Genomic DNA, 23,610 nt, shown 5'->3' on the forward strand with positions numbered 1-23,610 from the left:
CTTATTGCATTTTCAGCAATAATATTTGTGATGTTTTGGGTAACAATAGGACCATTCTGAAACGACCAAAGCTGCATCATGGATACGCTACAAAACATGCGCGTTTTTATGCGCATAGTGGAGGATGGCAGTTTTACCGCCGCCGCCCGCCACCTGAACGCGACGACAGCTTATGTGTCCCGGGCGATCTCCGACCTCGAGACGCATTTGCGTACGCGGCTGTTGAATCGTACCACCCGGCGCATTGCCATGACCGAGGCGGGCGAGCGCTATTTGCAGCGCTGTGAGCAGATTCTGGCCTACGTCGATGAAGCGGAAGCGGAAGCGAGCGATGCGCACGCACGCCCGTCGGGCACCTTGCGCGTGCACGCCATGAGCAGCCTTGGCCAGCACTATGTAATTCCCGCCATTTCGCGATATCAGCAAGTTTACCCCGAAGTCAACGTCCAACTGACGCTGGCGCCGCGCATTCCGGATCTGTTCGACGAAGGCTATGACGTTTCGGTGGTTCTGGCGACCGACTTGCCGGATTCCGGGTTGATCGCGCAGAAACTGGGAGTGAGCTACAGTATTTTGTGCGCGTCCCCGGACTACCTGGAACGCTATGGCACGCCGCGCACTTTGGCGGAATTGCAGCAGCACAATTGCCTGCAATTGGTGAGCCCGGTATTCGTGCCCGATGTGTGGGCCTTCCAGGGGCCGGGCGGTATCGAAAACGTACCGATCACCGGCTCGTTTCAGGTCAACGTGGCGGAGTCCATGCTCGTCGCCGTGCGCGAAGGCATGGGGATAGGGTCGGTGCCGGTTTATTCGGCGGTTGAGGGGCTCAAGAGCGGCGAGTTTGTCAGAGTCATGCCGCAGCACGGTCTACAGCACCTGAACGTGTACGCGCTTTACGCGTCGCGCCAATATCTCGATGCCAAGATAAAGGCCTGGATCGACGTGCTGCGCCAGACCCTGCCGGCCGCGATGCAGGGCGATGAGGATGCCCTGGCCAGGTTTTCAGCCGCGGCGCCGACGGCGCGTGCTTCTGTTGGGGTGCTGGCCGAAGCCTTGTGAGATCGTTTGGATGGGCCGTCGCAGCGTTGTAGTAAAGCGCTTGCAATACGCCCTTGCAAGCCTTCGCAGTAAGTCTTCGTAGTAAGCCTTTGTAGCAAACGGTAATCAATCACTGCCTTGTCGCCGCCCGCGACACGGATTTATTTGTGTCACTGCTGTAAGGTATCGATCGTTCTTGCGACCAAGAATCATCCTACCGAACGGACGTGAGCCATGAAATCCTCTTTTTTCCATACCGCCGCGCAAGCTCGGACCGTGCTGCGACGCGTCGGCCGCCATGCTGGCTTGGTGTTCGCCGCTCTGGCGATGCTCTGGTCGTGCACATTATGGGCCGCTGAGCAGTGCACGGCTCACAGCGGCGCGCAGCGCCTGGCACTGGTCGAACTCTACACTTCGGAAGGTTGCAGCAGTTGCCCGCCTGCGGATCAGTGGCTGGGCGAAATTGGCAACACCCGTGGCAACACCGGCGGCACCGACCAGCAAGCTCACTTTATTCCCCTCGCATTACATGTCGACTACTGGGATAGCCTGGGTTGGCACGATCGCTTTGCCCAACATCAATTTACCGAGCGCCAGCAAAGCTTGAGCGAGCGTGCCGGCAGCCACATCGTCTACACGCCGGAGGTCGCGGTTGGCGGCTTCGAACTGCGCGACTGGAATTCGGCCGCCGCGTTCAAGAGCTCGGTGGCGAAGATCAATGCCCAACCCAGCGGTGCCGATATTCAATTGAGTCTGGCGCCGGACAGTGCTGGCCCCACGACCGCTGATCTGGACGCGCATTTCACATTGCCCGCCGGTGCGGGAGCCCAAGGGGCCCAAGCTTACGTCGCGGTGTTCGAAAACAATCTGACCAGTCAGGTAAAGGCTGGCGAGAATATGGGCGCAACCTTGCATCATCAATTCGTCGTGCGGCAATGGCTGGGCCCCGTGCCCATCACCGACGGCCGCGCACGCATTACGCAAAAAATTGCCTTGGCGCCCGACGCAAACGCGCATTCTGACAGGCCGACGGGCGTCGTCGCTTTCGTGCAGAATAGTCAGGGTGACATCCTACAAGCGTTGGCTTTACCCGAATGCCATTGAATCGACTCAAACTGCAGGAAAGAGACCATGACAACATCAATTGAAGGTGCGGCGCCACCTATTGAAGGTGCGGCGCCACCTGAAAGTACGGCGCCACATACGCCCCAGGAGCGCCATGCACCTCAGGCGCTACGTTCGCGCGACACAAAGCCGATCAATCCGCTATGGGTGCGCATCACGCATTGGCTCAATGCCTTTGCCGTCGTGATCATGGTGCTTTCGGGCTGGCGTATTTACGACGCCTCGCCGATTTTCCCGAGCTGGACATTTCCGCCTCAATTCACCTTGGGTGGTTGGCTGGGCGGCGCGCTGCAGTGGCATTTTGCCGCGATGTGGCTGGTGTTCGGCTGCGGCCTCGTGTATCTGACGATGAATCTGTTCACCGGCCGCTTCTTTCGCAAATTCTTTCCGCTTTCGCCCAAAGCCGTGATCGGTGATCTGGTCAAGGCATTGACCGGCAAGCTGGGCCATGAGGATTTGCGGCATTTCAATGCCGTTCAGAAACTCGCCTACCTCTCGGTGGTTGTTGCACTGATCGTGGTTGTCCTGTCGGGGCTGGCGATCTGGAAGTCGGTGCAACTGCCGTTGCTGCGCGATTTGATGGGTGGCTATGACACGGCACGCATTGTGCATTTCTGCGCGATGACGTTTATCGTGCTGTTCTTTTTTGTTCATATTGCGATGGTCGCGCTGGTGCCGCGCTCGCTGTTGACGATGTTGCGGGGCCGCTAGGAGATCGCCATGACCACACCGAAACGAAAGCCTTCATTGATCGATCCATCGTTGGATCGACGCTTGATTTTGAAAGATGCGCAGCGCGAGCTACAGGCTCCGGCCCGGCGCTTGTTCGCTAAACGCGCGATCACGCTAGGCGGCCTGTCGATGCTCACGGGCTGCTCGATTACCGACGACAAATCGGTCAACAGCTTCCTGACCGCGGTGTCGCGCATGAACGACCGCGTGCAGGGTTTGCTCTTCGACCCGAACCGGCTGGCGCCGACCTATCCGGAGTCGATGCTGACCAAGCCGTTTCCCTTCAACGCGTTCTACGACATCGATAGCGCGCCGGAAGTCGATGGCGCGAGCTACAAGCTCGAGATCAGCGGCCTCGTGCAGGACAAACATGCGTGGACGCTGCCTGAGCTCTACGCGCTGCCGCAGGCTAGCCAGATCACCCGGCATATCTGCGTCGAAGGCTGGAGCGCGATCGGGCACTGGGGCGGCACGCCGTTCGCGGGCTTTTTGAAGCGCATCGGCGCGGATACGACCGCCAAGTACATCGGTTTCAAGTGCGCCGATAACTATTACGAAAGCATCGACATGGCGACGGCGCTGCACCCGCAAACCTTGTTGACCTTCACCTATGACGGCCAGACGCTGCCGCCCAAATATGGGTATCCGATGAAGCTGCGCATGCCGACGAAGCTGGGCTACAAAAATCCCAAGCATATCGTCTCGATGTTCGTAACCAATACCTATCCCGGTGGCTATTGGGTCGATCAGGGATACAACTGGTTCGGCGGTTCCTGAGCCGGCATAGGTATCTTCCCTCAAGTTCTGTGGCGCGGTTCCGTATATATTCGTACCACGAACGTGCAGCCGTGCAAGGCGAGTAACGATTGCGCGCGCTGCCGAAAAAAAGGGGAGACGACGGATGGCCGGTTTCACGTTTACACGTCAAAGCAGGTACCACGGCTCGGTAGCCAAGATTGCAGAACAAGCCGGCAAGCTCGGCATCGAGATCTGCGATGTATCGGGCAATGTCGAAGAGGTTGCGAGCCGGGTGCAACGCCAGGCCGACCTCTGTCACGCGGTGCAAAATGCCGCCGTCTCCACGATGCAGGGCAATCAGCATATTGCGGTGGCGGCGCGCCAGATGCGTAGCGTCGCCGAGCAGGCGGCTAGCCAGGTAAGCGAGTCGCATGCCACCGTCACGCTTTCTCTGAGCGAAATCCATACGCTGGTCGATAGCGTCTCGGTGATGGCGCGCGAAATCAGCACCTTGCGCGCTTCGCTGGCCCAGGTCAGCCGCGTCTCGGAAGAGATCTCCATGATTGCCCGGCAGACGCATTTGCTGGCGCTGAACGCGGCGATCGAAGCGGCCCGTGCCGGTGAGTACGGAAAAAGTTTTGCGGTCGTGGCCTCCGAGGTCAAGAACCTGTCCGGCAAAACCGAACAGGCCACCGCCCAGATCGAGTCGACGCTGGCGTCGCTGACTGCCCAGGCGGATTTGCTGATCGCCGAAAGCACCGCCAGTGCGCAGCGGGCCGAGCGTGTGAAGGAAGGGACTCGTGCGATCGGCCAGGTGGTGGGATTGGCCGGCGAAGCCCTTGCCGAACTGAACCGGGAAACCGGACAAATTGCACTGCAAACCGATCAGATCGAACGGCAATGCGGCGACCTCGAATCGCAGGTGCAGGAAATGGTCGTCGGCGTCGAGCGGTGCAATGCCAACTTCATGCAGGCGCGTGACCAATTGGGCAATCTGCTGGGCGTTTCGGAAACACTGATCGAACTGACGGCGGAAACCGGTATCGAAACGCCGGATACGCGGTTTATCAAGGCGGCCATCGCTGCGGCGAGCAGGATCGGTGCGGCGTTCGAACAGGCCGTGGCACGCCGCGAAGTCACGTTGGAGGATCTGTTCGATCGACACTATCAACCGATCGCGCGCACCGACCCGCAACAATTCACGACGCGTTATGTCGGCCTGACGGATCGCCTGTTGCCGTCGATTATCGAACCGGCGCTCGCACTGGATTCGCGCGTGGTGTTTTGCGCGGCGGTCGATCAACAAGGCTATTTACCCACTCATAACAAGAAATTCGCCCACCCTCAGAGTGACGATCCGGCGTGGAACGCAGGGAATTGCCGCAATCGACGGATTTTCAACGATCGGACCGGGTTGGCGGCGGCCACCCATCAAAAGCCCTTTTTGCTGCAGACCTACCGGCGTGACATGGGCGGCGGTCAACATACGGTGATGAAAGATGTCTCCGCTCCCATCATGGTTGGCGGACGCCATTGGGGTGGTTTGCGGCTGGCCTATACGGCCTGATTGCGGTTGTTCCGCGGTCGTTTTGTGATCGTTCCTCGGTCGTCCGGCGCGTGTGCCGTGGCCACGCGCATGGTCTCGGCGGACGGGGCGCCGCTGGCGTTTGGCCCAATTTAGAGGGCTGCGCACGCGACCTCTCTATAATGGCCGCTATCGCGCATGCGCTACCGAGGTCAGAATGGGACCATGACGGGCGCTGCATCCAGGCTCACACGTTGCACGAAACGCGCACTACAGGATCTAGTTGAATGGCTGACGAGGCAATTTTTTATCAAGGCAAACAGCATGCTGTTTTGCTGATTCCGGGGCTGGTGGGCACGCCACGTGAGATGCGGTTCGTTGCCCGAGCTCTGGTCAACGAGGGTTACACCGTTTCGGTGCCGGTCATCCCCGGCTATACGATGGGCAGTCGTGCCACGAATTGGAAAGCGTGGCTGGCCTCTTTGCGCGAGCACTACAGTGAATTGCGCAAGACGCACGAGACGGTGTCGGTCGGGGGCCTGTGCATCGGGGGAGCCCTGGCGCTGGCGCTGGCAGTGGAAGAGCCGAGCATTAATTCGCTGGCGCTGTACGCGGTGACCCTGAAGTGGGACGGCTGGGCTATCCCCTGGTATCGCGTTTTGTTGAAGGTGTGGTACCTGACGCCGTGGCGCAATAAGTATTCGTTTTTCGAGCGCGAACCCTATGGCTTGAAAAACGAGGCGCTGCGCGCACGCGTGGCCAAGGCCATGAAGCAGCACGCGGAGTCGGAAGTGGGCGAAGCTTCGACATCGATCGACCATATTCATCAGGCCGACTTGCTAACCCGGCATGTGAACGCGCGGCTCTCGCAGATACGTAACGACTGTCTGTTGGTTCACGGCGTGGACGACGACACCACCAGCCCGCGCAATACCTTGCACGTCTACGACACAATCAGCTCGCCGATTAAACGCAAGATATTGCTCGATGATTGCTACCACATCATCACGATGGATAACGAACGCGAAATCGTCGCCAATGAAACGGTGGCGTTCTTTCGGGACAGCATCCGCCGGCTCAACGGCAGCGGACGGCCCTCGGAGACTCACATTATTTCGAAAGCCCTGCGCCGGGCACAACGCGCGGCGGCGCGGGCTTGAATAGGTTGGGGACCTAGCTTAGTTATTATCGGACCAGCCACCCGAGTCGTCGCTGCCGACATCGAAATTGCTGCCGCCGTCATTCCAGTCGTTACCGCCCTGTCCGAAGTCGACACCGGGGTCGGACGGACGCTGACGCTGGTCATCCACCAGCACGTCACGTTCGACAACCCGATCACGGCCGCCGCCCAGCATTTCTCCGAGCAACACGCCGGTCAGCAAACCACCGCCCATGCCCATGCCACCGCCCGGTTGCTGCACGATGACGGTCTGCGGCGCGGCATCCCTAGCCTGGCTGAAGCGGTCTGCCTCATTGGCATATTGCCCGCTGCCTGCCGGTTGCGGCGGGTAGGGGTCGGGCCGGCCTTCCACTCGCGCTTTCAGGCTTTCGAACTGACGCGACAGCGACCCAAGTTGCTCGAACGCAGGCAAGTCGGTGGGATTCGTCGGGCGGCCTGAGCCGTCCCCGAGACCTTCGATCACCTTGAGCAACTGGCTTTCCAGCGTTTGCGCTTCGGTTGCGAATAGCTCGTGGCCCTCCTGTGTCGATAAGCGAATATCGAGCTTGAGTGCGCGCACGCCATTGAGCAAGTCGGTGGCCTGCCGCAGTTGCTCGCGGCGACTCACGGTAGCGCGGTTTTCTTCGTTACGGCGCGCGCGCCGTACCCCCCACACCATCAGGGCCCCCACCGCGACCAATACCAGCACCAGCAAGATCATGCCGAAGCCTGAGCCATGATGCTCAGTCGCACCGGCGGCGGCCAGGGGCGCTACGGCCGGCGTCACCGAGGCGACATCCGCACGCGGCGTCACACCGGAGTTGGAAGCACGCTGCGCGTCGGCCCCGATCTTGCGTTGGACCTCGGCGAAGCGGCCCGGCTGTGCAAACTTCAACGCGGGATCGAGCTGCTGCGCCTGCGCGAGCTGCTGCAGACCGTCAGCGGGCTGGCCATTGCGATCCAGCACCTGTGCATAAAGGTAGCGGGCGCGGGCGTCGCGCGGATAGGCTTGCACCACCTCGGCCAGCATTTGCTGCGCTCGCCCGAAATCGCCCTGGTTCAGCGTCGTCTCGACTTGCTTGAGGGTCGGCGGCGCGGCCTGCGCCAACGGCGCGACGCCAAGCAAGCCTAGCAGGGCAGCACTGACAAAAATCCGCGAGAAAAGCTTTTTCATGGCAACAGCCGGACGGGGGCGCCGTCCGGTTTCCGTAGAGTTGACGCGCGCAAAAAAGGAGCGCGACGCTTAAAAAAAGTCCGACACGACACCGTGCCGGTCAGCGTGGCGTTGGGCACAGATTGCCTGCGCCTCGACCACTGACGACCCGGGGCGCAGAGCAGCCTCGAAAACGAACCACGAGGCTGAACGCTTGCCGGACCACACGGCTTAGCCGCCGCCGATCTCTTTTTTCATCGCCGCGAGGCGTTCGTCGATCGACGGTCCGCGGTTCAGGTCGGCGAGCTTGTCGTCGAGCGCCTTGCCGCTTTTCTGGTCGGCGGAGTTCAGTCGAGCGTCGCTACGTGCGTTCGACAGATTGACCTTGTCTTCCAATTTGTTGAAATCTTCGGCCAGGTTCTTTCCGCCGATCCCGCCCAGCGCTGTGGCCGCAGTGTCTTTGGCCTGGGCGATTTGCTGCTTGGCCTGCAGGATGTTCGAACGCGAATTGAGTTCGTTGCGGCGCGAACGCATTTCGTTGATCTGTTCTTTCAAATGATCGACGGACGGCACCAAGGTGTTCAACTCCTGGCTCAACGCATCGCGCTCGGCTTCCACGGTGGACTGGGCAGCCAATGCTTCGCGTGCCAGCGCTTCGTCACCGCTTTGCAGCGCGCGCTTTGCGCCATCCTGATATTTGCGGGCCTTTTGATCGGCTATATCGCGCTTGCTTTGTTGCGTGCTGACCTGCGCTTCTATCTCGACCAGCGAGTTCTCGGCGCGCCCGATGCTGTCATCGAGTTCGCGAACGATCTGGCGCGCATCGCGCGAAGGATCCTGCACCGAATCGGCGGCATCGTTGAGTAGGCCCTTCAAGGTTCGCGTAACGGTATTCAAGAGTGACATGGAATCCCCTAAATTAAAAAGCAGCTCGGCTGGTATCACCACACCGGGCCTCTGGCTGCAATGAGGCGCGGGTGTCTGCCATACTCAAGATGGTAGCGAGGTTAAACAAAACCAAGGGTCGCTACCACAATAATTTGCGCTGCTCGCGAGAGGCGGTATGCAACTCCCGGACCTTCATCGAGTCTACACCACGCATTGCCGCAGCAACACCTGTCCCTATTGCGCTTATTAGCCTGAACACCCAAGCTTAAATGGGCGTTAAGGTGAGTCGCAGCCTTCCTGCGCCGCTATTGCACGGTTCGCAGGCTATGGCTGTAAATTTATATTTTTCAATGACTTGGGTGACTTTGCTAAAGGTTATCAACAAGCCTATCAACAAAAAACGGGGATAACTTTGCATGTATCCGATGCACAAACGCCCTGCGCGCGATCGCGAGCCATGCGCGCGGGCATGGGGGCAGATGTCTTCGGGCCAAATCGGGCCACCCAGCGCAAAAAAAGTTATGGCGGTCCGCATGTTTCATTAAAATGCGAGTCTGTCATAGCTGACCGACTTTTCCACGAACCCGTGGCGTTTCGCTACGGGACCGGCCTAGGGTCGCCCGAATCGCAGTTGCGGTTCGTGGCCGGGGCATAGGGTTTATCATGCCCGGCGTATCCCTTTCACCATAATTCATGTCCACACCAAACACACCTTCGAATTCACCGCGTGATCCAGAACGTCGCAATGAGCCGCGCAGACGTTCGTTCCTGGCCAAATTCCTGCTCGGCGTGTTGGGTACGGGGGTTGCGCTGGGCGTCATCGGCGCACTCGTGGTCGGCTACGCGCTGATCGTCATGGAACCGAATCTGCCTTCCCTGCAGGCGTTGACCGACTATCGGCCCAAGGTGCCGTTGCGCGTCTACACCTCGGATCACGTCCTGATCGGCGAGTTCGGCGACGAGCGGCGCAATCTGGCACGGTTCCAGGATATTCCAGACGTGATGAAAAAGGCCGTCCTGGCGATCGAGGATTACCGCTTCTACGAGCATGGCGGCGTCGACTTCATCGGCATCCTGCGCGCCGGGCTGGTGGATTTGATGCACGGTCCGAGCCAAGGGGCTAGTACGATCACGATGCAGGTCGCGCGCAATTTCTTCCTCTCCAGCGAGAAGACGCTTACGCGCAAGGTTTATGAGATGTTGTTGGCCTACAAGATCGAATCCGCGCTGAGCAAGGATCAGATTCTCGAGCTGTACATGAACCAGATTTACCTGGGGCAACGTTCCTACGGCTTCGCGGCCGCAGCGCGCGTATATTTCGGCGTCGACCTGAAAAACGTCACGCTGGCGGAAGCGGCCATGTTGGCGGGCTTGCCCAAGGCGCCGTCGGCCTACAATCCGATCGTCAATCCCAAGCGCGCCAAGATACGCCAGGAATACATCCTGAAGCGCATGCTCGAGCTGAATTACATCACGCAACCGCAATACGACCAGGCGATCCACGAAGAGCTGCGCACCCGCACGGCCGGCACCGAGTTCAGCGTGCATGCCGAGTACGTTGCCGAAATGGTCCGGCAGATCATGTATGCGCAGTACAAGGAAGACACCTATACGCGCGGCCTGGTGGTGACGACCACCATCGATTCCGGCGATCAGGAAAACGCCTATCAGGCCTTGCGCAAAGGGGTGCTCGATTATGATCGGCGCCACGGTTATCGTGGGCCGGAAGCCTATATCCAACTGCCCAACGATACGGATGACCGCGACCAGGCTATCGACGATGTGCTGACCGATCACCCCGACGATGGCGATATTACTTCCGCGGTGGTGTTGACCGCGACACCGAAGCAAGTGGTCGTGCAAAATCTCGATGGCGATCAGCTCACGATCAATCCCGATGGCCTCAAATTTGCGGCCAATGCGCTGAGCCCCAAGGCCAAGGACGCGGAGCGGATTCGTCCGGGTTCGGTCGTGCGACTCATACAGGATCAGAAAAATAACTGGAACATCATCCAGTTGCCGCAAGTGGAGGGCGCGCTCGTTTCGCTGACGCCGCAAGATGGCGCGGTACGCGCGATGGTTGGCGGTTTTGACTTTAACAAGAATAAATTCAATCACGTCACGCAGGCATGGCGCCAGCCGGGGTCGAGCTTCAAGCCGTTCATCTATTCGGCGTCGCTGGAAAAAGGCTTGGCTCCCGCTTCGATCATCAACGACGCACCGCTGTATTTCCCGCCGAGCACGCCGGGTGGCGAATCGTGGTCACCCAAGGATGACGATCAGCCGGAAGGCCCGATGACGATGCGCACGGCGCTGCAAAAGTCGAAGAACCTGGTATCGATCCGGATTCTCAATTTCATAGGCGTCACTTACGCACAGCAATTCGTCACCCAGCATTTCGGTTTCGATCCGGATAAGACACCGCCCTATCTGCCGCTGGCACTCGGCGCCGGGCAGGTCACGCCGTTGCAATTGGCCAGCGCTTATTCGGTATTTGCCAACGGCGGTTTCCGCGTCAATCCGTATTTGATCAACGATGTTACGGATTCGCGCGGCGACGTGCTTTCCAAGGCGCAGCCGTTGGTCGCCGAGTCGAGCGCGCCACGCTCGATCGACGAGCGCAATAGCTACATCATGACGAGTTTGCTGAAGTCGGTCGCGCAAGGGGGCACAGGAGCCGGCACCAATGTCCTGCATCGGACCGATTTGTCCGGCAAGACCGGTACCACCAACGAAGCGCGCGACGGCTGGTTTGCCGGCTACCAGCACACGCTGGTGGCCGTGGCCTGGATGGGTTACGACCAGCCCAGGAGCTTGGGCACGCGTGAGTTCGGCGCGCAACTGGCGCTGCCGATCTGGGTCGACTATATGGGCCACGCGTTGAAAAACGTGCCGCAATATCAGCAACCGGTACCTGCAGGCATCACCAATATCGGCGGGGAAATCTACTATGATAATTTCACGCCAGGCAACGGCTTCGTGACCAATATCGGGGTAGGCCAGGACACGCTGGGCGTGCCGGTCGATGCCAGCGGCCTGCCCAGCGGCGCTGAATTGCCGCAAGCGCCGCCGGCTCCGCCTGTGCAAACCGATCAGGAACGCCAGCAAATCATTGATCTGTTCAGGCATTGAAGACACACTGAGCAGACGCTGGGCGTTGCGTGGAGCCGAGCTGAGCTGAGCTGAGCTGAGCGATAGAAAAAGGAAAAAGCCCGGGAGCGTCAAAGCGCTACCCGGGCTTTTTATCGACCGGCGTGCGTGGCGCTTGATTTACACGGCGCGCAAGCCTTCGAGATCGAGAAAGCGAATCTGCTTGCCTTGCACGGAAATCAATCCCTCGCGCTGGAACTTGGAAAACATCCGGCTGACGGTTTCCAGTTTCATGCCAAGGTAGCTGCCCATTTCATCGCGAGTCATTCGCAAATGAAACTCGGTCGACGAGTAACCGCGCGCGCTCAGCCGCTTGGACAGATTCAGCAGAAAAGCCGCCACGCGCTCTTCGGCGCGCATGTTGCCAAGCATCATCACCAGCGTGGATTCACGCACGATCTCCCCGCTCATCAACTTGTGCACATGATGTTGCATCGCGCTGATTTCGCGACACAGCACTTCGAGCAAGTGGAACGGAATCACGCAGACAGAACTATCTTCCAGCGCAATCGTCGTGCCGGTGTGCGCACCCGCGTAGATGCCGTCCAGGCCCAGCAGTTCCCCGGCGATCTGGAATCCGGTCACTTGTTCGCGTCCGGTGGGGTGGGTCACTACGGTTTTGAACGAGCCGGTACGTACCGCGTAAATGTTTTTGAACGGGGCGTCCACGCTATACAGCGCCTCGCCGCGCTTGATCATCTGGGTGCTGCAAATCATGGAATCGATCTTGTCGAAATCCTCGTGCGTCAGGCCGGCGGGCATGCACAGCGTGCGCAACGAGCATGTCGAACAGCGCAGGGCGGGTTGCATGTTGGGCTTTAACGCGTGTGTGCGTGCGCCGATTTGAGTCGAGCTGCGCAGGGACGGTGCGATAGGTGATTCAACGGTCGCAACATTGCCAGAGGGGGATAAGGACATGATGGTTTGCTCCAAAATTAGTGAGTGCCTTCCGCTGTCATTGCCGAAGGCCCCACCGCCGCGGCGCTTATCCGTCGATCCGCGAGGGTTTGTACGGTATCGAGCACCAGGTTGAATTCATTCGTCTTGTCAAAAAAGTAATCTGCCCCGGCCTGAATCGATTCGTGCCTGAACTGCGCAATCGCGTAATTCGTCAGCACGATGGACACCGGCGCATGGGGCTTCGCCGACAACTCGCGCAAAACCGTCAGACCGCTGCCGCGTACCAGCATCAAGTCGATAACCAGCAGGTCCGCTTGCGTTGCCGCGATTCCCGTCAATGCGCTGTGCGGATCCTCTGCCCATCCCACCACTTCGACCCCTGCCAAGTTGCTGAGCAACATTGTCAAGCGTTGCCGGATCAGCGCCGAGTCTTCGACCAGGTAGATCCGCAAAGGGGTGTGGACGTGTGAGGAGTTCATGAACCCAGTATTGCGGAAGGCACTGGGAAAAACGATAGTCGCGCGCCGTAAATGATGTAGGTGCGCGGGAAGCTTTGTAGGAATTGGCCTACACGGAGGGGCCGCGGGGTTTATCGTGCGGCTAATCGCGTGGTTTATTGCGCGGTTTATGAATCAAGCAGCGTATAGATCGGGCAACGCATAGGCCAAGTGGCCTATAGATCGGGCTCGTCTTCGAATAGGTGATGCTTGATCGCGTATCGGATCAGCGCAGCCTCGGTGGAAATCTGCAGTTTTTCCATGACGCGGGTTTTGTAGGTGCTGACTGTTTTGCTGCTCACGCAGAGTTGATTGGCGATTTCGGAGATGCTGACGCCGGCGACGAGGCGTTTGAATACGTCGAATTCACGATCCGACAGTTGTTGATGGGGCAGTGCGGTTTGCGGTGCGTTCAGATTCAGGGCGAATTTCTCGGCCATCGTCAAACTGACATAGACTCCGCCCACCGCTAATTTGGTGACGGCCGCGACCAACTCGGCAGCCGCGCTTTCTTTGGTCAGATAGCCTGAGGCCCCCGATTTAAAAGCCCGCACCGCATATTGCTCTTCGGCATGCATGGTCAGCACCAGGATGCGCAAAGTCGGCTTTTCGTCCTTGATCTGCTTGATCATATCGAGTCCGCTGCGCCCGGGCATCGACAAATCCAGCAAAATCACTTCGGCCTCATGCGTGCGCACCAGCGCTAGCGCACCGGCGCTGTCTGCGGCTTCGCCCGTCACTTCGAAGCCATGTGCGCTTTCGAGAATGTGTCGCAAGCCATCGCGAACCAGAGTATGGTCATCGGCGATCAAGACACGGATCATGCGTTAGTCCTTGCGGTCTGGAATGCAGCTTCTGGTAAGGTCACACGTAGCGTCAAACCCTTGCCAGGCAGACTGGTCAATTCGACCTGGCCACCGAGTAAATGCACCCGCTCACGGATTCCGAGCAAGCCGAACGACTTGCCGGCTTGGGCCGCGCTCAGGTCGGTGCCTCGACCGTTGTCGGTGATCTGCACGACACAGTCCATGGCATTGCGTTTGAGCGACAGAGTGACTTTACTCGCTTGGGCGTGCCGCGCAATGTTGGTGAACCCTTCCTGGACGATACGAAAGATGGCCGTGGCGCTGGCGCTGTCGAATTCGAACTCGTCGATATTCATTTCGAGCTGCACCGTAATACCGTATCGGGCTTCGAAATCGTTGACCAGCCACTCGATGGCCGGGGCCAAGCCAAGATCGTCGAGCATGACCGGGCGCAGGTCGGCGGCAATGCGCCGCACCGACGCAACCGTCGAATTGAGTAGCGCGTGCATATTACGGGTCTGCGAAAGTAGGGTGACCGGGTCTGGCGTTGCCGGGTTTGGCGTTGCCGTCTGCTTTGCGTCCCCGCTGGAGGCCTGTTCCTGCGGTTTCGGCAGTTTCCTGAGATCGGATTCGAGAATCGACAAGTCCATTTTCAATGCGGTCAGTTGCTGCCCCAAGTCGTCATGCAATTCGCGAGCGATGCGTGTTTTTTCCTGTTCGCGCACATTCTGGATATTGCCCGAGAGCTGTCGCAGCTCGTTGCGCGATGCTTCGAGTGCGGCTTCGGCGCGCAGCCGCTCGGTGATGTCACGCAGCATCACCGTAAAAAGCTTGCGGCCCGCCTCATGGATTTGTGAAATCGACGCTTCAATGGGGAATTCCTCGCCGTCCGCGCGCAAGCCCGACAGCGAGCGCTGTCCACCCATCACGCGCTCCGAAACGCTGGTGACGCCAAAACGCGTCACATGCCCGGCATGGGCCTGACGGTAACGCTCGGGGATGAACCGATGCAGCGGCGAGCCGATCGCCTCGGCCGCCGGACAGCGGAACACGTGTTCGGCCATGGGGTTGAAAATAACGATGTTCTGATCTTCGTCTATCGTAATGATGGCCTCGACTGCCGCGCGCACGATCGCCTGCATGCGGGCTTCGTTTTGGCTCACCCTCAGTTGCGCATTCTGCCTGGCGCGATCCAATTGGTGGCGTTTGTTCCCGCTCACACGCATCGCCACGAATGCGACAAAGCTGATGATCAAGCCGAGCGTCAAGGCGGTCTGCGATACCCGGCGCGGCACACTGCTTTGTCTGCCGTCGTACTGGAGAACCAGCGCGTTGTTGCCGACGGCGACGGTGTCGGTTTCGAAAGGCCCGTCGTCCCCCGAGGCTTGCACGGCAGACTGCTGGCTGTACACCAGCGTCTGATGCGAGGCGGTATCGAGATACGCCGCCACTTGCACGTCCTGCAGATTTTGCGTGGTCAGCGCTTCAAGGGTGCGGCGTGCGTCGATCCACGCGAAGACGTAGCCGATGAGCGCAGTTCGGCGTGCAGCCGTGGAGTCGGGTCGCGGACCGCTACGGTACACGGGAAATATGGCGTCCACGCCTGCCGCTCCGGGCACAGGGTTGGCCGCCAGAGCGATGGCGCCGGTGTCGCGGGCCAGCTCGAGTGCAGCCCTGCGCGCCGGGTTGGCCGCCTGGTCGTAACCGAGCAGGATGCGATTGACGCTATTCAGCGGATCGATGTAGCGAGTTATCACGGCCGAACCCACGGCCGAGCCGGCGGCGGCCGGCGGCATGCTGGACGCCAGTCGCGCGGCGCTGGCGGGAACCGAAGCCTGTGCCAGCGGCTCGGCAAATCCGAGCGCGTTGATGCCGGGCAGCGTGCGTGCGCCATCCAGACGCGCGGCGTAGTCGTGCCACAGCGGCTGCGAGAGCGCGTCCATGCCCAGCGGCCCGTTTTGAGCTGCGGCGACCATGCTGGCCGTGCTGCGCAACACCAACTCGTAAGCGCTGAACTCGCGCTTCACCGCCGCGGTAACCGTCTCGCAGCGCCGTTCGAAATCTCGCGCGACCTCTTCGCTCTCCTGATGGCGTAACGTAGCCCATACGGTTAGCGTGATCAGCAAACAAGCCAGCAACATGACCCACGCGCCGCGCCGCTCTATCGAGGAGGGGCGCGTTCGCAGGGTGTCGCTCGGTTGCCCGCTGCGGGGCATTTCTAAATTAGCCGCCATGGACGATGGTCAATACAAAACAAAGCGCGGGGAGGCCGTCGCGAATCAAAACGGGCCGGCGAATTTTCTCGATACTACGGCAGCAGACGCGTGTGTGATGGGGATTATTACAGGATTTTTGCCCATTTCGTTGCGCTTGGCCATACGGCCTATTCCCATAACCCATACGCTCTGGCGCAAGGCCTCACTGTTCACTCATGCCGCAGAACGCGGCTGAATGGCCAAAGGTTCACAACGCGGCTGCCTTTTCGCCTGCTGCAATGGTAAATTTCGCTGATGGAGAAAATGGGAGTTGCAATGGAACGCGTTGAAGCCACGGCTCGAAGGCCCAGCCTGTCCGGAAGGGGGCGGCACGTGCAGGTCGGTAGCCAGAAATTTATCACGGTGGGCTTGCCGGATCATATCTGGCAGGACTTGTACCATCAATTTATGACGATCCGCTGGCCGACTTTTTTTGCGGTGATCGCAGGCGTGTTCTTTGCAGGTAACAGCGGATTCGCGCTTTTGTACATGCTCGGTAACCACCCGATCGCCAACCAGGCGCCTGAAGGTTTTCTCGGTGCATTCTTCTTCAGCGTCGAAACGCTCGCGACCGTGGGCTACGGCGATATGCACCCGCAAACCCTTTATGGGCATGTGATTGCGACCATCGAGATTTTCAGCGGATTGTCCGGGCTGGCCGTATTTACCGGGTTGATCTTTACCCGCTTTTCGCGCCCCCACGCCAAGATCCTGTTTGCGCAGCACCCAATCATCCGTCCCTTGGACGGCATCCCGACCTTGATGATACGCGCGGCCAATGCGCGTCAGAATGTCATCACGGAAGCGTCCGCACGGTTACGACTCATGCGGCTGCACGTTACTACCGAGGGTTATGAAAACCGCAGGCTATACGATCTGGTTCTCACCCGCGAGCAACATCCGATTTTTTCGCTCGGCTGGAATTTGACCCATGTGATCGATGCGTCGAGCCCGCTATACAACGAAACGGCTGAGACCATGGCGGAGAGCGGGACGACCTTGATTTTGTCGCTAGCCGGTGTGGACGAAACGACCTCTCAAACGATGCGCAGTCGGCAGATCTATAGTTCCGAAGTGATCCGCTGGAATCACCGCTATCCCGATCTCATCGAGCAGGACGAGCAAGGTATGAACTACGTCGATTACACCAAATTCCACGATACCGAGCCGTTGTCGGCGGACGATTTGCAGGGGAACGTTGTGTCGGCGGATATTGTGTAGGCCTATGCGTTGGAGAAAACCGGTCTCAGCCTAGTGTTGCTCGAAACGCTCGAAGCGGCGGTCGATGAATTGCCGCTCGCTCGCCAATTCCAGCACTTTGGCGCCAGGCGGACCCTGACGCATCCATTCGAGCATACGGTCGACCTGGTCGGGCGGCCCTTGAACCATGGCTTCGACCGAACCGTCATCGAGATTGCGCACCCAGCCGCGCACGCCAATCATGTGTGCATGGCGCACCGCCGACCAGCGGTAGCCGACGCCCTGCACGCGGCCAGTGACGCGGACATGGTAAGTTTCGATGAAGGGGTCGTGGGTACGAGGCATGATAGGCGTGATGTTCAAGAGCGGCCTATTTTAGCGATTTTTAGACGAGCCCGTACTATCTGCCTGCGCGATAGGCCTTACACCGTCGTCCTCGCTCGCTATACCGGAAATTGCCCCAAGGCCTGCTCAAGGTCGCTCTGCAGATCGGCGATATCCTCGATGCCCACCGACAAACGAATCAGATCGTCAGCAATACCCATTGCCTGCCGTTTTTCGCTGCCCATTTCCCAGAAGATCGTGTGAGCGACCGGGATCGCAAGCGTGCGCGTGTCCGACAGATGGCTGGACAGCGGAATCAAGCGTAAGGCATCGAGAAAGTCGAAGCAAGGTGCACAGGGACGCAACTCGAAACTCATGAGCGCGCCGAATCCACCATCGAACAGCGCCGCCGCGCGCGCGTGCTGCGCATGGCTGGGCAGGCCGGGATAGTGCACGCGTGCCACCTGAGGCTGCGCCTCCAACCACTGCGCCAGCCGCAGCGCGTTATCGCAGGCGCGTTCCACACGCAGGGCGAGGGTTTCAGCGCCGATCGCGATACGGTGAGCATCCTCCGCGCGCAGCGTGGCGCCGAAATCGCGCAGGCCTTTCTTGCGGATCTGCAACATACCCCAGCCGGCGGGGTCGCCCTTGCGGTACACGGGCGCGATGTTTTCGAACGAGGTCCAGTCGAACAGGCCCGTGTCGCAGATGGCTCCGCCCATGGCATTGCCGTGTCCGCCTATGCCTTTGGTGAGCGAGTGCACGATCAGGCTCGCTTGCACGTCGCGTGCGCGAAGCAGTACCGGCGTGGTGAGCGTGCTGTCGACGACATATAGTAAGTTGCGTTGTGCGCACAAGGCGCCGATGCCCGCCAGATCGGCCACCTGCGTGCGCGGATTGGCGATTGTCTCGACGAAGACCATGCGTGTCGTCGGGCGCAGCGCGGCCTCGACCGCCCGGGTGTCCGTGGCATCGACAAAGCTGACTTCGACGCCCATGCCTTGCAGTGTCTGAAAAAGACTATTGGTATTACCGAAAAGATACTGGCTGCTGACAAGATGGTCGCCCGCGCGCAGCAACGCGACCAGCAGCGCCGCAATGGCCGCCATGCCGGTCGAAAAGCAGGCCGTGGCGCGCGCATCTTCCAACAGCGACAATTTCGCCTCGAGCGCTGCGCCGGTCGGGTTGCCCTGACGTGCATAAATGAAACCGGATTTGTCGCCTTGAAACACCGACACAAGGTCGCGCGCCGACGGATACGCGAATGCCGCCGCGACGTGTAGGGGTTTATGGACCGCGCCATGCTCGGTGGTGGCCAAGCGGTCAGCGTGGAGCAGGCGGGTAATCGGTGTATAGGGTGGCGTGTTGGACATGTCGTTTCCAGATGAGGACGCGGTGCGGGGATGCTTTGTGCGCCCGCATGATTTTAGGTATGCGGCAGGGTTCGAGATCGAGAATTATGCATCAATTCGACAATTACAAAATCTGCAATAAACGTCGCTAGCATCGCGTCGTGCCATATTTCCCACTCGAGCGCACGCGCGCGGAAGGCGTTAAGCTGCCCATGGGAGATGCCCTCGCCAGACTCGACGAAAGGCGCATGGTAAAGGGGCGCATCATTCACCGGCGGGCATGAACGGCTGATTGAATGCATATACTCTTAATCGGCACTATACTGGCTCGTCGGCGTCGGTCGTGCGTTCTGCGGCGTGTTCTGCGGCGCCTTGTGCCGCGCGCTCGGCGCATCAAACGCGGACCTGATTGGCGATTCAATCCATGCAACGAGGTATGACAACGAGGTGTGACAATGAACCAACGTGAAATCTTGCTGTGCGCGCCTGTGCGTACCGCTATCGGGGCGTACAACGGTGCGCTGAAAGACACGCCTGCGACGGATCTCGGCGCAGCCGTGATCCGCGAGACGCTCAAGCGTGCCGGTTTGAAACCGGAGCAAATCGGCTCGGTGATCATGGGCAACGTGATCCAGGCGGGCAATCGAATGAATCCCGCGCGACAATCCGCGATTCACGGTGGCGTGCCCGTGTCGGTGCCGGCGCTGACAGTGAACCGCGTCTGCGGATCGGGTGCTCAGGCCATCATCTCGGCCGCGCAGGAAGTTGCGCTCGGCTTGGTCGATGCGGCCGTCGCAGGCGGCATGGAAAACATGGATCGTGCTCCCTATCTGCTGCCTGGTGGCCGTTGGGGCTATCGGATGGGCAACGCCGAAATTCACGACAGCATGTTGCGCGATGGTTTGAACGACGCGTTTTCCGGCGAGCATTCGGGCTGGCATACCGAAGATGTGGTCACCAAGGCCGAACTCACGCGAGAAGATCAGGACCGTTGGGCCGCTCGTTCGCAGCAACGGTTTGCGGCGGCGCAGGCCAAGGGTAATTTTGCCGACGAGATCGTAGCGCTCGAGTTGAAGGCTCGTAAAGGCACGACACGCTTCGAAGTCGATGAGGCCCCGCGCCCCGACACCACCTTTGAAACGTTGGCTAAACTGCGGCCCGCATTCCGTGATACCGGCACGATTACCGCCGGCAATGCCCCCGGACTGAACAGTGGGGCCTCGGCGATGATCGTTACCGATCGCGCTTTTGCCGACGCCAATGAATTGACGCCGTTCGCACGCCTGGTGGCCTTCGGCATTGCCGCAGTCGAGCCGGGCATGTTCGGCCTCGGACCTGTCCCGGCTGTCACGCAGGCGTTGGCCCGCGCCGGTTGGGAGCGCGGCGATGTGCAGCGCATCGAAATCAACGAAGCGTTCGCCGCGGTACCGCTTGCCGTGTTGAGGCAACTGCCCTTTCCCGAGGACATCGTCAATGTCGAAGGAGGCGCCATTGCGCATGGTCACGCGATTGGTGCCACCGGTGCGGTGCTCGCTACGCGGTTGATGCATTCGATGCGTCGCGACGGTCTCAAACGCGGTATCGTGACCCTGTGCATAGGCGGCGGGCAGGGCATCGCACTGGCGCTGGAGGCGCTTTAAGCCGCCACGGCTACATAAAGAAGCGCCAAGAAGAATTGCCACAGGTCGCGCTGACCCGTGGAAAGACACAGCCAAGAAGGAGACACCATGGAAGCTCAACACGCACGCCAATTCGTACTTGCCGCACGTCCCAAGGGCCGGCCCACGCCCGCCGATTTCCGCTTGGAAGAAACCGAACTGGGCCGCCCGGAGGCTGGCCAGGTATTGGTCAAAGTGCACTATTTCTCGCTCGATCCGTATATGCGCGGACGCATGGATGACAGAAAATCGTACGCCAAACCGATCGAACTGGGCGCCGTCATGATGGGCGAGGGCGTGGCTTCGGTCCTGGTGTCGAACCACCCAGACTGGTCTGTCGGCGACATCGTGCTGGGTCAAACGGGTTGGCGCACTCACGCCGTAGTGAATGGCGCGGACCTGCGCAAGCTTGATCCCGATTTCGCGCCAGTCACCACTGCACTCGGTGTGCTCGGCATGCCAGGGTTCACAGCGTATACGGGCTTGTTGACCATAGGCAAACCGAAGCCAGGCGAGACCGTTGTGGTCGCCGCGGCGAGCGGACCGGTCGGCTCACTCGTCGGTCAGATCGCGCGCATCGTCGGGGCTCGGGCAGTGGGTATTGCCGGTGGCGCGCAGAAGTGCGCCTATCTGATCGATGAACTCGGTTTTGACGTTGCCATCGACCACCGTGCGCCGGATTTTGCCGCGCAGTTGGGGCAGGCATGCCCGAGCGGCATAGATGTGTATTTCGAAAATGTAGGCGGCCCGATCTGGGACGCTGTGTTGCCGCTGCTCAATACCTATGCACGCGTGCCGGTCTGCGGGCTGATCGCGCAATATAATCAGGGCCCTGATGCAGTTGGGGCTCGATTCGCCACCACCATGCGCGAGGTGTTGTCACGTAGCCTGACGCTGCGTGGTTTTATCAACTATGAATTTGCGGTGCAACGTCCGGAATTCTTGCGCGACGTCGGGGGATGGATTGCAGACGGTCGAGTCAAATATCGCGAGGATATCGTCGACGGACTGGAAAGTGCGCCGGCAGCCTTCATCGGTATGCTTGAAGGGAAAAATTTCGGTAAGGTATCGGTACGTGTCGACACGTCGTTGGATCAATAATCATTCATTCACGGAGAACGGTATGAAAAAAGGATATTGGATTAGCTGTTATCGATCGGTTTCGAATCCGGATGCGCTCAAGGCCTATGCGGGATTGGCAACGGTTGCGGTGGAAGCGGGCGGTGGCCGATTTCTCGCGCGGGGCGTGGCAGCACAAGCCCACGGCGTCGGTGTGGTGGAACGCGCGGTGATAATCGAGTTCGACAGCCTCGAGCGCGCAATTGAAGTCTATGAAGGCGACGCTTATAAAGCCGCGTTGACGGCGTTGGGCAACGGCGTAGAGCGTGATTTCCGGATTGTCGAAGGCGCTTGATGATAAGCGTTTAGTAGGGCGATGGCCTGCGATTGGTCCATAAAGACAGATCGCTTGCCGTCACCGCGACCTTCCAACCAAACAAGTCAATGCCGCCAACAGCAACGCGGCGGCCGCCGCAAATAGCGGCGCATGGAATGTCAGACCGCAAGCAAACAGGGCATCGCTGGCAAGCGGCCCTACGATCTGGCCCACCCCATAAGCAGCGGTCATGGTCGCGAGCATGTTGAAGCGGACGTGCCGCGCCACCTGTTTAGCGGCGGACATCGCAATCGTCACGGTACCCACGAAGGTCGCACCGACCAGCACCGCGCTTGCCAGGAACGCCCATGCGTCTTGCGCGATAGCAGGCAGAACCACGCCTACCGTCTGCACCGCCAGATTCAGCGCCATGGCCCAGCGCGTCCCAAAGCGCACGCGCAATTTATGCCAAACAAAGCACGATGGCACGGCCGCCAAGCCGAAAGCAGCCCACACGTGAGCGGGATCGATCTGACCCAGTACGTTTTTGACGAACAGGGGCAGGTACGTGGCGGTGACGATATAACCGAACCCGGCCAAACCGTAGATGAGCACGAGTGGGCCCGGGTGCAGCATGTCGTTCGTGTCGGGTTCATGCGCCGTTTCAGCAGGCGCTACTGCGGTCGCACTCGGACAAGACTTGAGTTCGCCCCAGGCCAATGCCGCGAGGATCGCGCCAGCGCCTGCTAACGCGAGCCACAACGCTGATGGGCTGGCGCCTAGCCAATTTCCCAAGGCGATCAGTTCGGCCGATAGCGCGATGCCTATCCCTACTCCGGCAAACAACAGGGGCGCGCCGCGCGGATGATTGACCACATGGAAAAGCCACACAGACGCCCCGATCAGGGTCCCCGCACTGAGTGCTCCCGCCAGCAAACGCACGGCCAACACAAATCCCATGCCGCCGTCCCAGGCCAACATCGCTAGACATAAGACCGTGCCAACCAGCGCATATCGACACAGGCGCGCGGACTGTTCAGGCGTGTCCAAGCTGAGCAATAACGCGCCTATCAAGTAGCCCACGTAGTTTGCCGAAGCGGCAAGCGAGCCTGCACGCAGGCTCAATTCGCCATGACGCACCATCAGCGGATACATGCCGGTGAACGCGAAGCGGCCAAAGCCCATGCCCACTGCGAGTATCAATGCCGCGGCCAGCGTTGCTGGGAGCGGCGAGCGTCGAGGGATAGGCAGTGCGACGGTATTCATCGTGCCTCCCCGGCCTGTGCTGTAGCAGGTGCCAGCATGCGCGCGAACGCCTCGAATGCGGCAGGCGCATAGCCCTTGCGGCTGAACAGTAGCGTATCGACGCTCATTAGTTCGTCGGATCCGCTGTTCGGCTCAGTTCGTGATGGCTGCATGGCAAAAAGCGAGTGGTAAATCGCTAGGCACGACAGGTCAACTTATCACGGCTGACGCATCCATAGGCTCGTATAACGCGAACTCAGGAGCCCCGACACAGGGGTTGGGCTTTGTGGGAATGCGCGACCGGTTCTGACCAAGAATCAGTTAGCGCAGGGATAGTCGAGTTTGGACATCCAGGTGTTCAAACTCGAGCCCATGGTGCATGGCTTGCAGACCGACTTCAGGCAATCGCGCTGGTATCCACCGGTGCGCCGGTTTTCTGCTTGACCTCATCGACCGTCACGCCAGGCGCCAACTCGATCAGTTTGAGGCC

21 protein-coding genes and 1 pseudogene are annotated in these 23,610 nt (G+C 59.8%); 12 read left to right on the forward strand and 10 right to left on the reverse strand.

Annotated elements, in window-relative coordinates; translation table 11 throughout:
* Positions 1-78 precede the first annotated feature (78 nt).
* From GSQ77_RS18330 to GSQ77_RS18355, 6 genes are all read left to right on the forward strand, one after another.
* The gene (locus GSQ77_RS18330; RefSeq protein ID WP_158904201.1) at positions 79-1,059 is read left to right on the forward strand and encodes a LysR family transcriptional regulator; all 981 of its coding nucleotides are present in this window, start codon (positions 79-81) and stop codon (positions 1,057-1,059) included.
* A gap of 213 nt (positions 1,060-1,272) precedes the next feature.
* The gene (locus tag GSQ77_RS18335; RefSeq protein ID WP_158904202.1) at positions 1,273-2,142 is read left to right on the forward strand and encodes a thioredoxin family protein; all 870 of its coding nucleotides are present in this window, start codon (positions 1,273-1,275) and stop codon (positions 2,140-2,142) included.
* Positions 2,143-2,169: 27 nt separating this feature from the next.
* Positions 2,170-2,874: a cytochrome b/b6 domain-containing protein gene (locus GSQ77_RS18340; RefSeq protein WP_158904203.1), complete on the forward strand. Its 705-nt coding sequence runs from the start codon at positions 2,170-2,172 to the stop codon at positions 2,872-2,874.
* Positions 2,875-2,883: 9 nt separating this feature from the next.
* Entirely contained in the window at positions 2,884-3,672 is a 789-nt protein-coding gene (locus GSQ77_RS18345) for a molybdopterin-dependent oxidoreductase (RefSeq protein WP_158904204.1), read from the forward strand.
* Between the two features lie 124 nt (positions 3,673-3,796).
* On the forward strand, positions 3,797-5,200 hold the full coding sequence (locus GSQ77_RS18350; RefSeq protein ID WP_158904205.1) for a methyl-accepting chemotaxis protein: 1,404 nt from the start codon (positions 3,797-3,799) through the stop codon (positions 5,198-5,200).
* Between the two features lie 245 nt (positions 5,201-5,445).
* The gene (locus GSQ77_RS18355) at positions 5,446-6,318 is read left to right on the forward strand and encodes a carboxylesterase (RefSeq protein ID WP_158904206.1); all 873 of its coding nucleotides are present in this window, start codon (positions 5,446-5,448) and stop codon (positions 6,316-6,318) included.
* An 18-nt stretch (positions 6,319-6,336) separates the two neighbouring features.
* Here the strand turns inward: GSQ77_RS18355 and GSQ77_RS18360 are convergent, their stop codons facing one another.
* Positions 6,337-7,491 (reverse strand): tetratricopeptide repeat protein, encoded by a 1,155-nt coding sequence (locus GSQ77_RS18360; RefSeq protein ID WP_158904207.1) that lies wholly within the window; start codon positions 7,489-7,491, stop codon positions 6,337-6,339.
* 210 nt (positions 7,492-7,701) lie between these two features.
* Entirely contained in the window at positions 7,702-8,376 is a 675-nt protein-coding gene (locus GSQ77_RS18365) for a PspA/IM30 family protein (RefSeq protein WP_158904208.1), read from the reverse strand.
* A 675-nt stretch (positions 8,377-9,051) separates the two neighbouring features.
* On the opposite strand from GSQ77_RS18365, the gene GSQ77_RS18370 reads away from it, so the two are divergent.
* A complete protein-coding gene (locus tag GSQ77_RS18370; protein WP_158904209.1) occupies positions 9,052-11,490 on the forward strand; it encodes a penicillin-binding protein 1A in 2,439 nt (812 codons plus the stop codon).
* 138 nt (positions 11,491-11,628) lie between these two features.
* Here the strand turns inward: GSQ77_RS18370 and GSQ77_RS18375 are convergent, their stop codons facing one another.
* The 4 genes from GSQ77_RS18375 to GSQ77_RS18390 all read right to left on the reverse strand — a co-directional run bounded on the left by GSQ77_RS18375 (position 11,629) and on the right by GSQ77_RS18390 (position 15,852).
* Complete coding sequence (locus tag GSQ77_RS18375; RefSeq protein ID WP_254067695.1) at positions 11,629-12,318, reverse strand: helix-turn-helix domain-containing protein; 690 nt, start codon at positions 12,316-12,318, stop codon at positions 11,629-11,631.
* Positions 12,319-12,443: 125 nt separating this feature from the next.
* A complete protein-coding gene (locus GSQ77_RS18380; RefSeq protein ID WP_158904211.1) occupies positions 12,444-12,887 on the reverse strand; it encodes a response regulator transcription factor in 444 nt (147 codons plus the stop codon).
* Between the two features lie 194 nt (positions 12,888-13,081).
* Complete coding sequence (locus GSQ77_RS18385) at positions 13,082-13,729, reverse strand: response regulator transcription factor (protein ID WP_158904212.1); 648 nt, start codon at positions 13,727-13,729, stop codon at positions 13,082-13,084.
* The gene (locus GSQ77_RS18390; protein ID WP_158904213.1) at positions 13,726-15,852 is read right to left on the reverse strand and encodes a CHASE domain-containing protein; all 2,127 of its coding nucleotides are present in this window, start codon (positions 15,850-15,852) and stop codon (positions 13,726-13,728) included. Before GSQ77_RS18390 ends, GSQ77_RS18385 begins: the two co-directional genes overlap by 4 nt.
* Here GSQ77_RS18390 and GSQ77_RS18395 point away from each other — a divergent pair.
* A complete protein-coding gene (locus tag GSQ77_RS18395; protein WP_158904214.1) occupies positions 15,851-16,162 on the forward strand; it encodes a hypothetical protein in 312 nt (103 codons plus the stop codon). The genes GSQ77_RS18390 and GSQ77_RS18395 overlap by 2 nt on opposite strands.
* 80 nt (positions 16,163-16,242) lie before the next feature.
* Entirely contained in the window at positions 16,243-17,187 is a 945-nt protein-coding gene (locus tag GSQ77_RS18400; RefSeq protein ID WP_158904215.1) for an ion channel, read from the forward strand.
* Between the two features lie 30 nt (positions 17,188-17,217).
* Here GSQ77_RS18400 and GSQ77_RS18405 read toward each other — a convergent pair whose 3' ends face one another.
* Together GSQ77_RS18405 and GSQ77_RS18410 are read right to left on the reverse strand one after the other, a co-directional pair.
* A complete protein-coding gene (locus tag GSQ77_RS18405) occupies positions 17,218-17,511 on the reverse strand; it encodes an acylphosphatase (RefSeq protein ID WP_158904216.1) in 294 nt (97 codons plus the stop codon).
* 98 nt (positions 17,512-17,609) lie between these two features.
* Positions 17,610-18,863 carry a cystathionine gamma-synthase family protein gene (locus GSQ77_RS18410; protein ID WP_158904217.1) on the reverse strand — a complete coding sequence of 418 codons (1,254 nt, stop codon included), beginning with the start codon at positions 18,861-18,863 and terminating at the stop codon, positions 17,610-17,612.
* A 434-nt stretch (positions 18,864-19,297) separates the two neighbouring features.
* Here GSQ77_RS18410 and GSQ77_RS18415 point away from each other — a divergent pair, with 434 nt between their 5' ends.
* The 3 genes from GSQ77_RS18415 to GSQ77_RS18425 all read left to right on the forward strand — a co-directional run bounded on the left by GSQ77_RS18415 (position 19,298) and on the right by GSQ77_RS18425 (position 21,914).
* The gene (locus GSQ77_RS18415; RefSeq protein WP_158904218.1) at positions 19,298-20,482 is read left to right on the forward strand and encodes a thiolase family protein; all 1,185 of its coding nucleotides are present in this window, start codon (positions 19,298-19,300) and stop codon (positions 20,480-20,482) included.
* 87 nt (positions 20,483-20,569) lie between these two features.
* Positions 20,570-21,601, forward strand: coding sequence for an NADP-dependent oxidoreductase (locus GSQ77_RS18420; protein ID WP_158904219.1), 1,032 nt, complete (start codon positions 20,570-20,572; stop codon positions 21,599-21,601).
* A gap of 22 nt (positions 21,602-21,623) precedes the next feature.
* Positions 21,624-21,914 carry a DUF1330 domain-containing protein gene (locus GSQ77_RS18425; protein ID WP_158904220.1) on the forward strand — a complete coding sequence of 97 codons (291 nt, stop codon included), beginning with the start codon at positions 21,624-21,626 and terminating at the stop codon, positions 21,912-21,914.
* Positions 21,915-21,974: 60 nt separating this feature from the next.
* Here GSQ77_RS18425 and GSQ77_RS18430 read toward each other — a convergent pair whose 3' ends face one another.
* Both GSQ77_RS18430 and GSQ77_RS18435 read right to left on the reverse strand, forming a co-directional pair.
* A complete protein-coding gene (locus GSQ77_RS18430; protein ID WP_158904221.1) occupies positions 21,975-23,141 on the reverse strand; it encodes a YbfB/YjiJ family MFS transporter in 1,167 nt (388 codons plus the stop codon).
* 376 nt (positions 23,142-23,517) lie between these two features.
* Positions 23,518-23,610, reverse strand: a pseudogene (locus GSQ77_RS18435) (succinyl-CoA--3-ketoacid-CoA transferase); the annotation flags it as partial.

The organism is Burkholderia sp. L27(2015) (genome assembly GCF_009765705.1).
Classification (GTDB): Bacteria; Pseudomonadota; Gammaproteobacteria; order Burkholderiales; family Burkholderiaceae; genus LMUX01.

What these genes read in the sequence shown, in the direction of transcription:
- GSQ77_RS18330 (WP_158904201.1), top strand. Translation starts at nt 79, where the DNA reads ATGGATACGCTACAAAACATGCGCGTTTTTATGCGCATAGTGGAGGAT.
- GSQ77_RS18335 (WP_158904202.1), top strand. Translation starts at nt 1,273, where the DNA reads ATGAAATCCTCTTTTTTCCATACCGCCGCGCAAGCTCGGACCGTGCTG.
- GSQ77_RS18340 (WP_158904203.1), top strand. Translation starts at nt 2,170, where the DNA reads ATGACAACATCAATTGAAGGTGCGGCGCCACCTATTGAAGGTGCGGCG.
- GSQ77_RS18345 (WP_158904204.1), top strand. Translation starts at nt 2,884, where the DNA reads ATGACCACACCGAAACGAAAGCCTTCATTGATCGATCCATCGTTGGAT.
- GSQ77_RS18350 (WP_158904205.1), top strand. Translation starts at nt 3,797, where the DNA reads ATGGCCGGTTTCACGTTTACACGTCAAAGCAGGTACCACGGCTCGGTA.
- GSQ77_RS18355 (WP_158904206.1), top strand. Translation starts at nt 5,446, where the DNA reads ATGGCTGACGAGGCAATTTTTTATCAAGGCAAACAGCATGCTGTTTTG.
- GSQ77_RS18360 (WP_158904207.1), bottom strand. Translation starts at nt 7,491, where the DNA reads ATGAAAAAGCTTTTCTCGCGGATTTTTGTCAGTGCTGCCCTGCTAGGC.
- GSQ77_RS18365 (WP_158904208.1), bottom strand. Translation starts at nt 8,376, where the DNA reads ATGTCACTCTTGAATACCGTTACGCGAACCTTGAAGGGCCTACTCAAC.
- GSQ77_RS18370 (WP_158904209.1), top strand. Translation starts at nt 9,052, where the DNA reads ATGTCCACACCAAACACACCTTCGAATTCACCGCGTGATCCAGAACGT.
- GSQ77_RS18375 (WP_254067695.1), bottom strand. Translation starts at nt 12,318, where the DNA reads ATGCAACCCGCCCTGCGCTGTTCGACATGCTCGTTGCGCACGCTGTGC.
- GSQ77_RS18380 (WP_158904211.1), bottom strand. Translation starts at nt 12,887, where the DNA reads ATGAACTCCTCACACGTCCACACCCCTTTGCGGATCTACCTGGTCGAA.
- GSQ77_RS18385 (WP_158904212.1), bottom strand. Translation starts at nt 13,729, where the DNA reads ATGATCCGTGTCTTGATCGCCGATGACCATACTCTGGTTCGCGATGGC.
- GSQ77_RS18395 (WP_158904214.1), top strand. Translation starts at nt 15,851, where the DNA reads ATGACCCACGCGCCGCGCCGCTCTATCGAGGAGGGGCGCGTTCGCAGG.
- GSQ77_RS18390 (WP_158904213.1), bottom strand. Translation starts at nt 15,852, where the DNA reads ATGTTGCTGGCTTGTTTGCTGATCACGCTAACCGTATGGGCTACGTTA.
- GSQ77_RS18400 (WP_158904215.1), top strand. Translation starts at nt 16,243, where the DNA reads ATGGAACGCGTTGAAGCCACGGCTCGAAGGCCCAGCCTGTCCGGAAGG.
- GSQ77_RS18405 (WP_158904216.1), bottom strand. Translation starts at nt 17,511, where the DNA reads ATGCCTCGTACCCACGACCCCTTCATCGAAACTTACCATGTCCGCGTC.
- GSQ77_RS18410 (WP_158904217.1), bottom strand. Translation starts at nt 18,863, where the DNA reads ATGTCCAACACGCCACCCTATACACCGATTACCCGCCTGCTCCACGCT.
- GSQ77_RS18415 (WP_158904218.1), top strand. Translation starts at nt 19,298, where the DNA reads ATGAACCAACGTGAAATCTTGCTGTGCGCGCCTGTGCGTACCGCTATC.
- GSQ77_RS18420 (WP_158904219.1), top strand. Translation starts at nt 20,570, where the DNA reads ATGGAAGCTCAACACGCACGCCAATTCGTACTTGCCGCACGTCCCAAG.
- GSQ77_RS18425 (WP_158904220.1), top strand. Translation starts at nt 21,624, where the DNA reads ATGAAAAAAGGATATTGGATTAGCTGTTATCGATCGGTTTCGAATCCG.
- GSQ77_RS18430 (WP_158904221.1), bottom strand. Translation starts at nt 23,141, where the DNA reads ATGAATACCGTCGCACTGCCTATCCCTCGACGCTCGCCGCTCCCAGCA.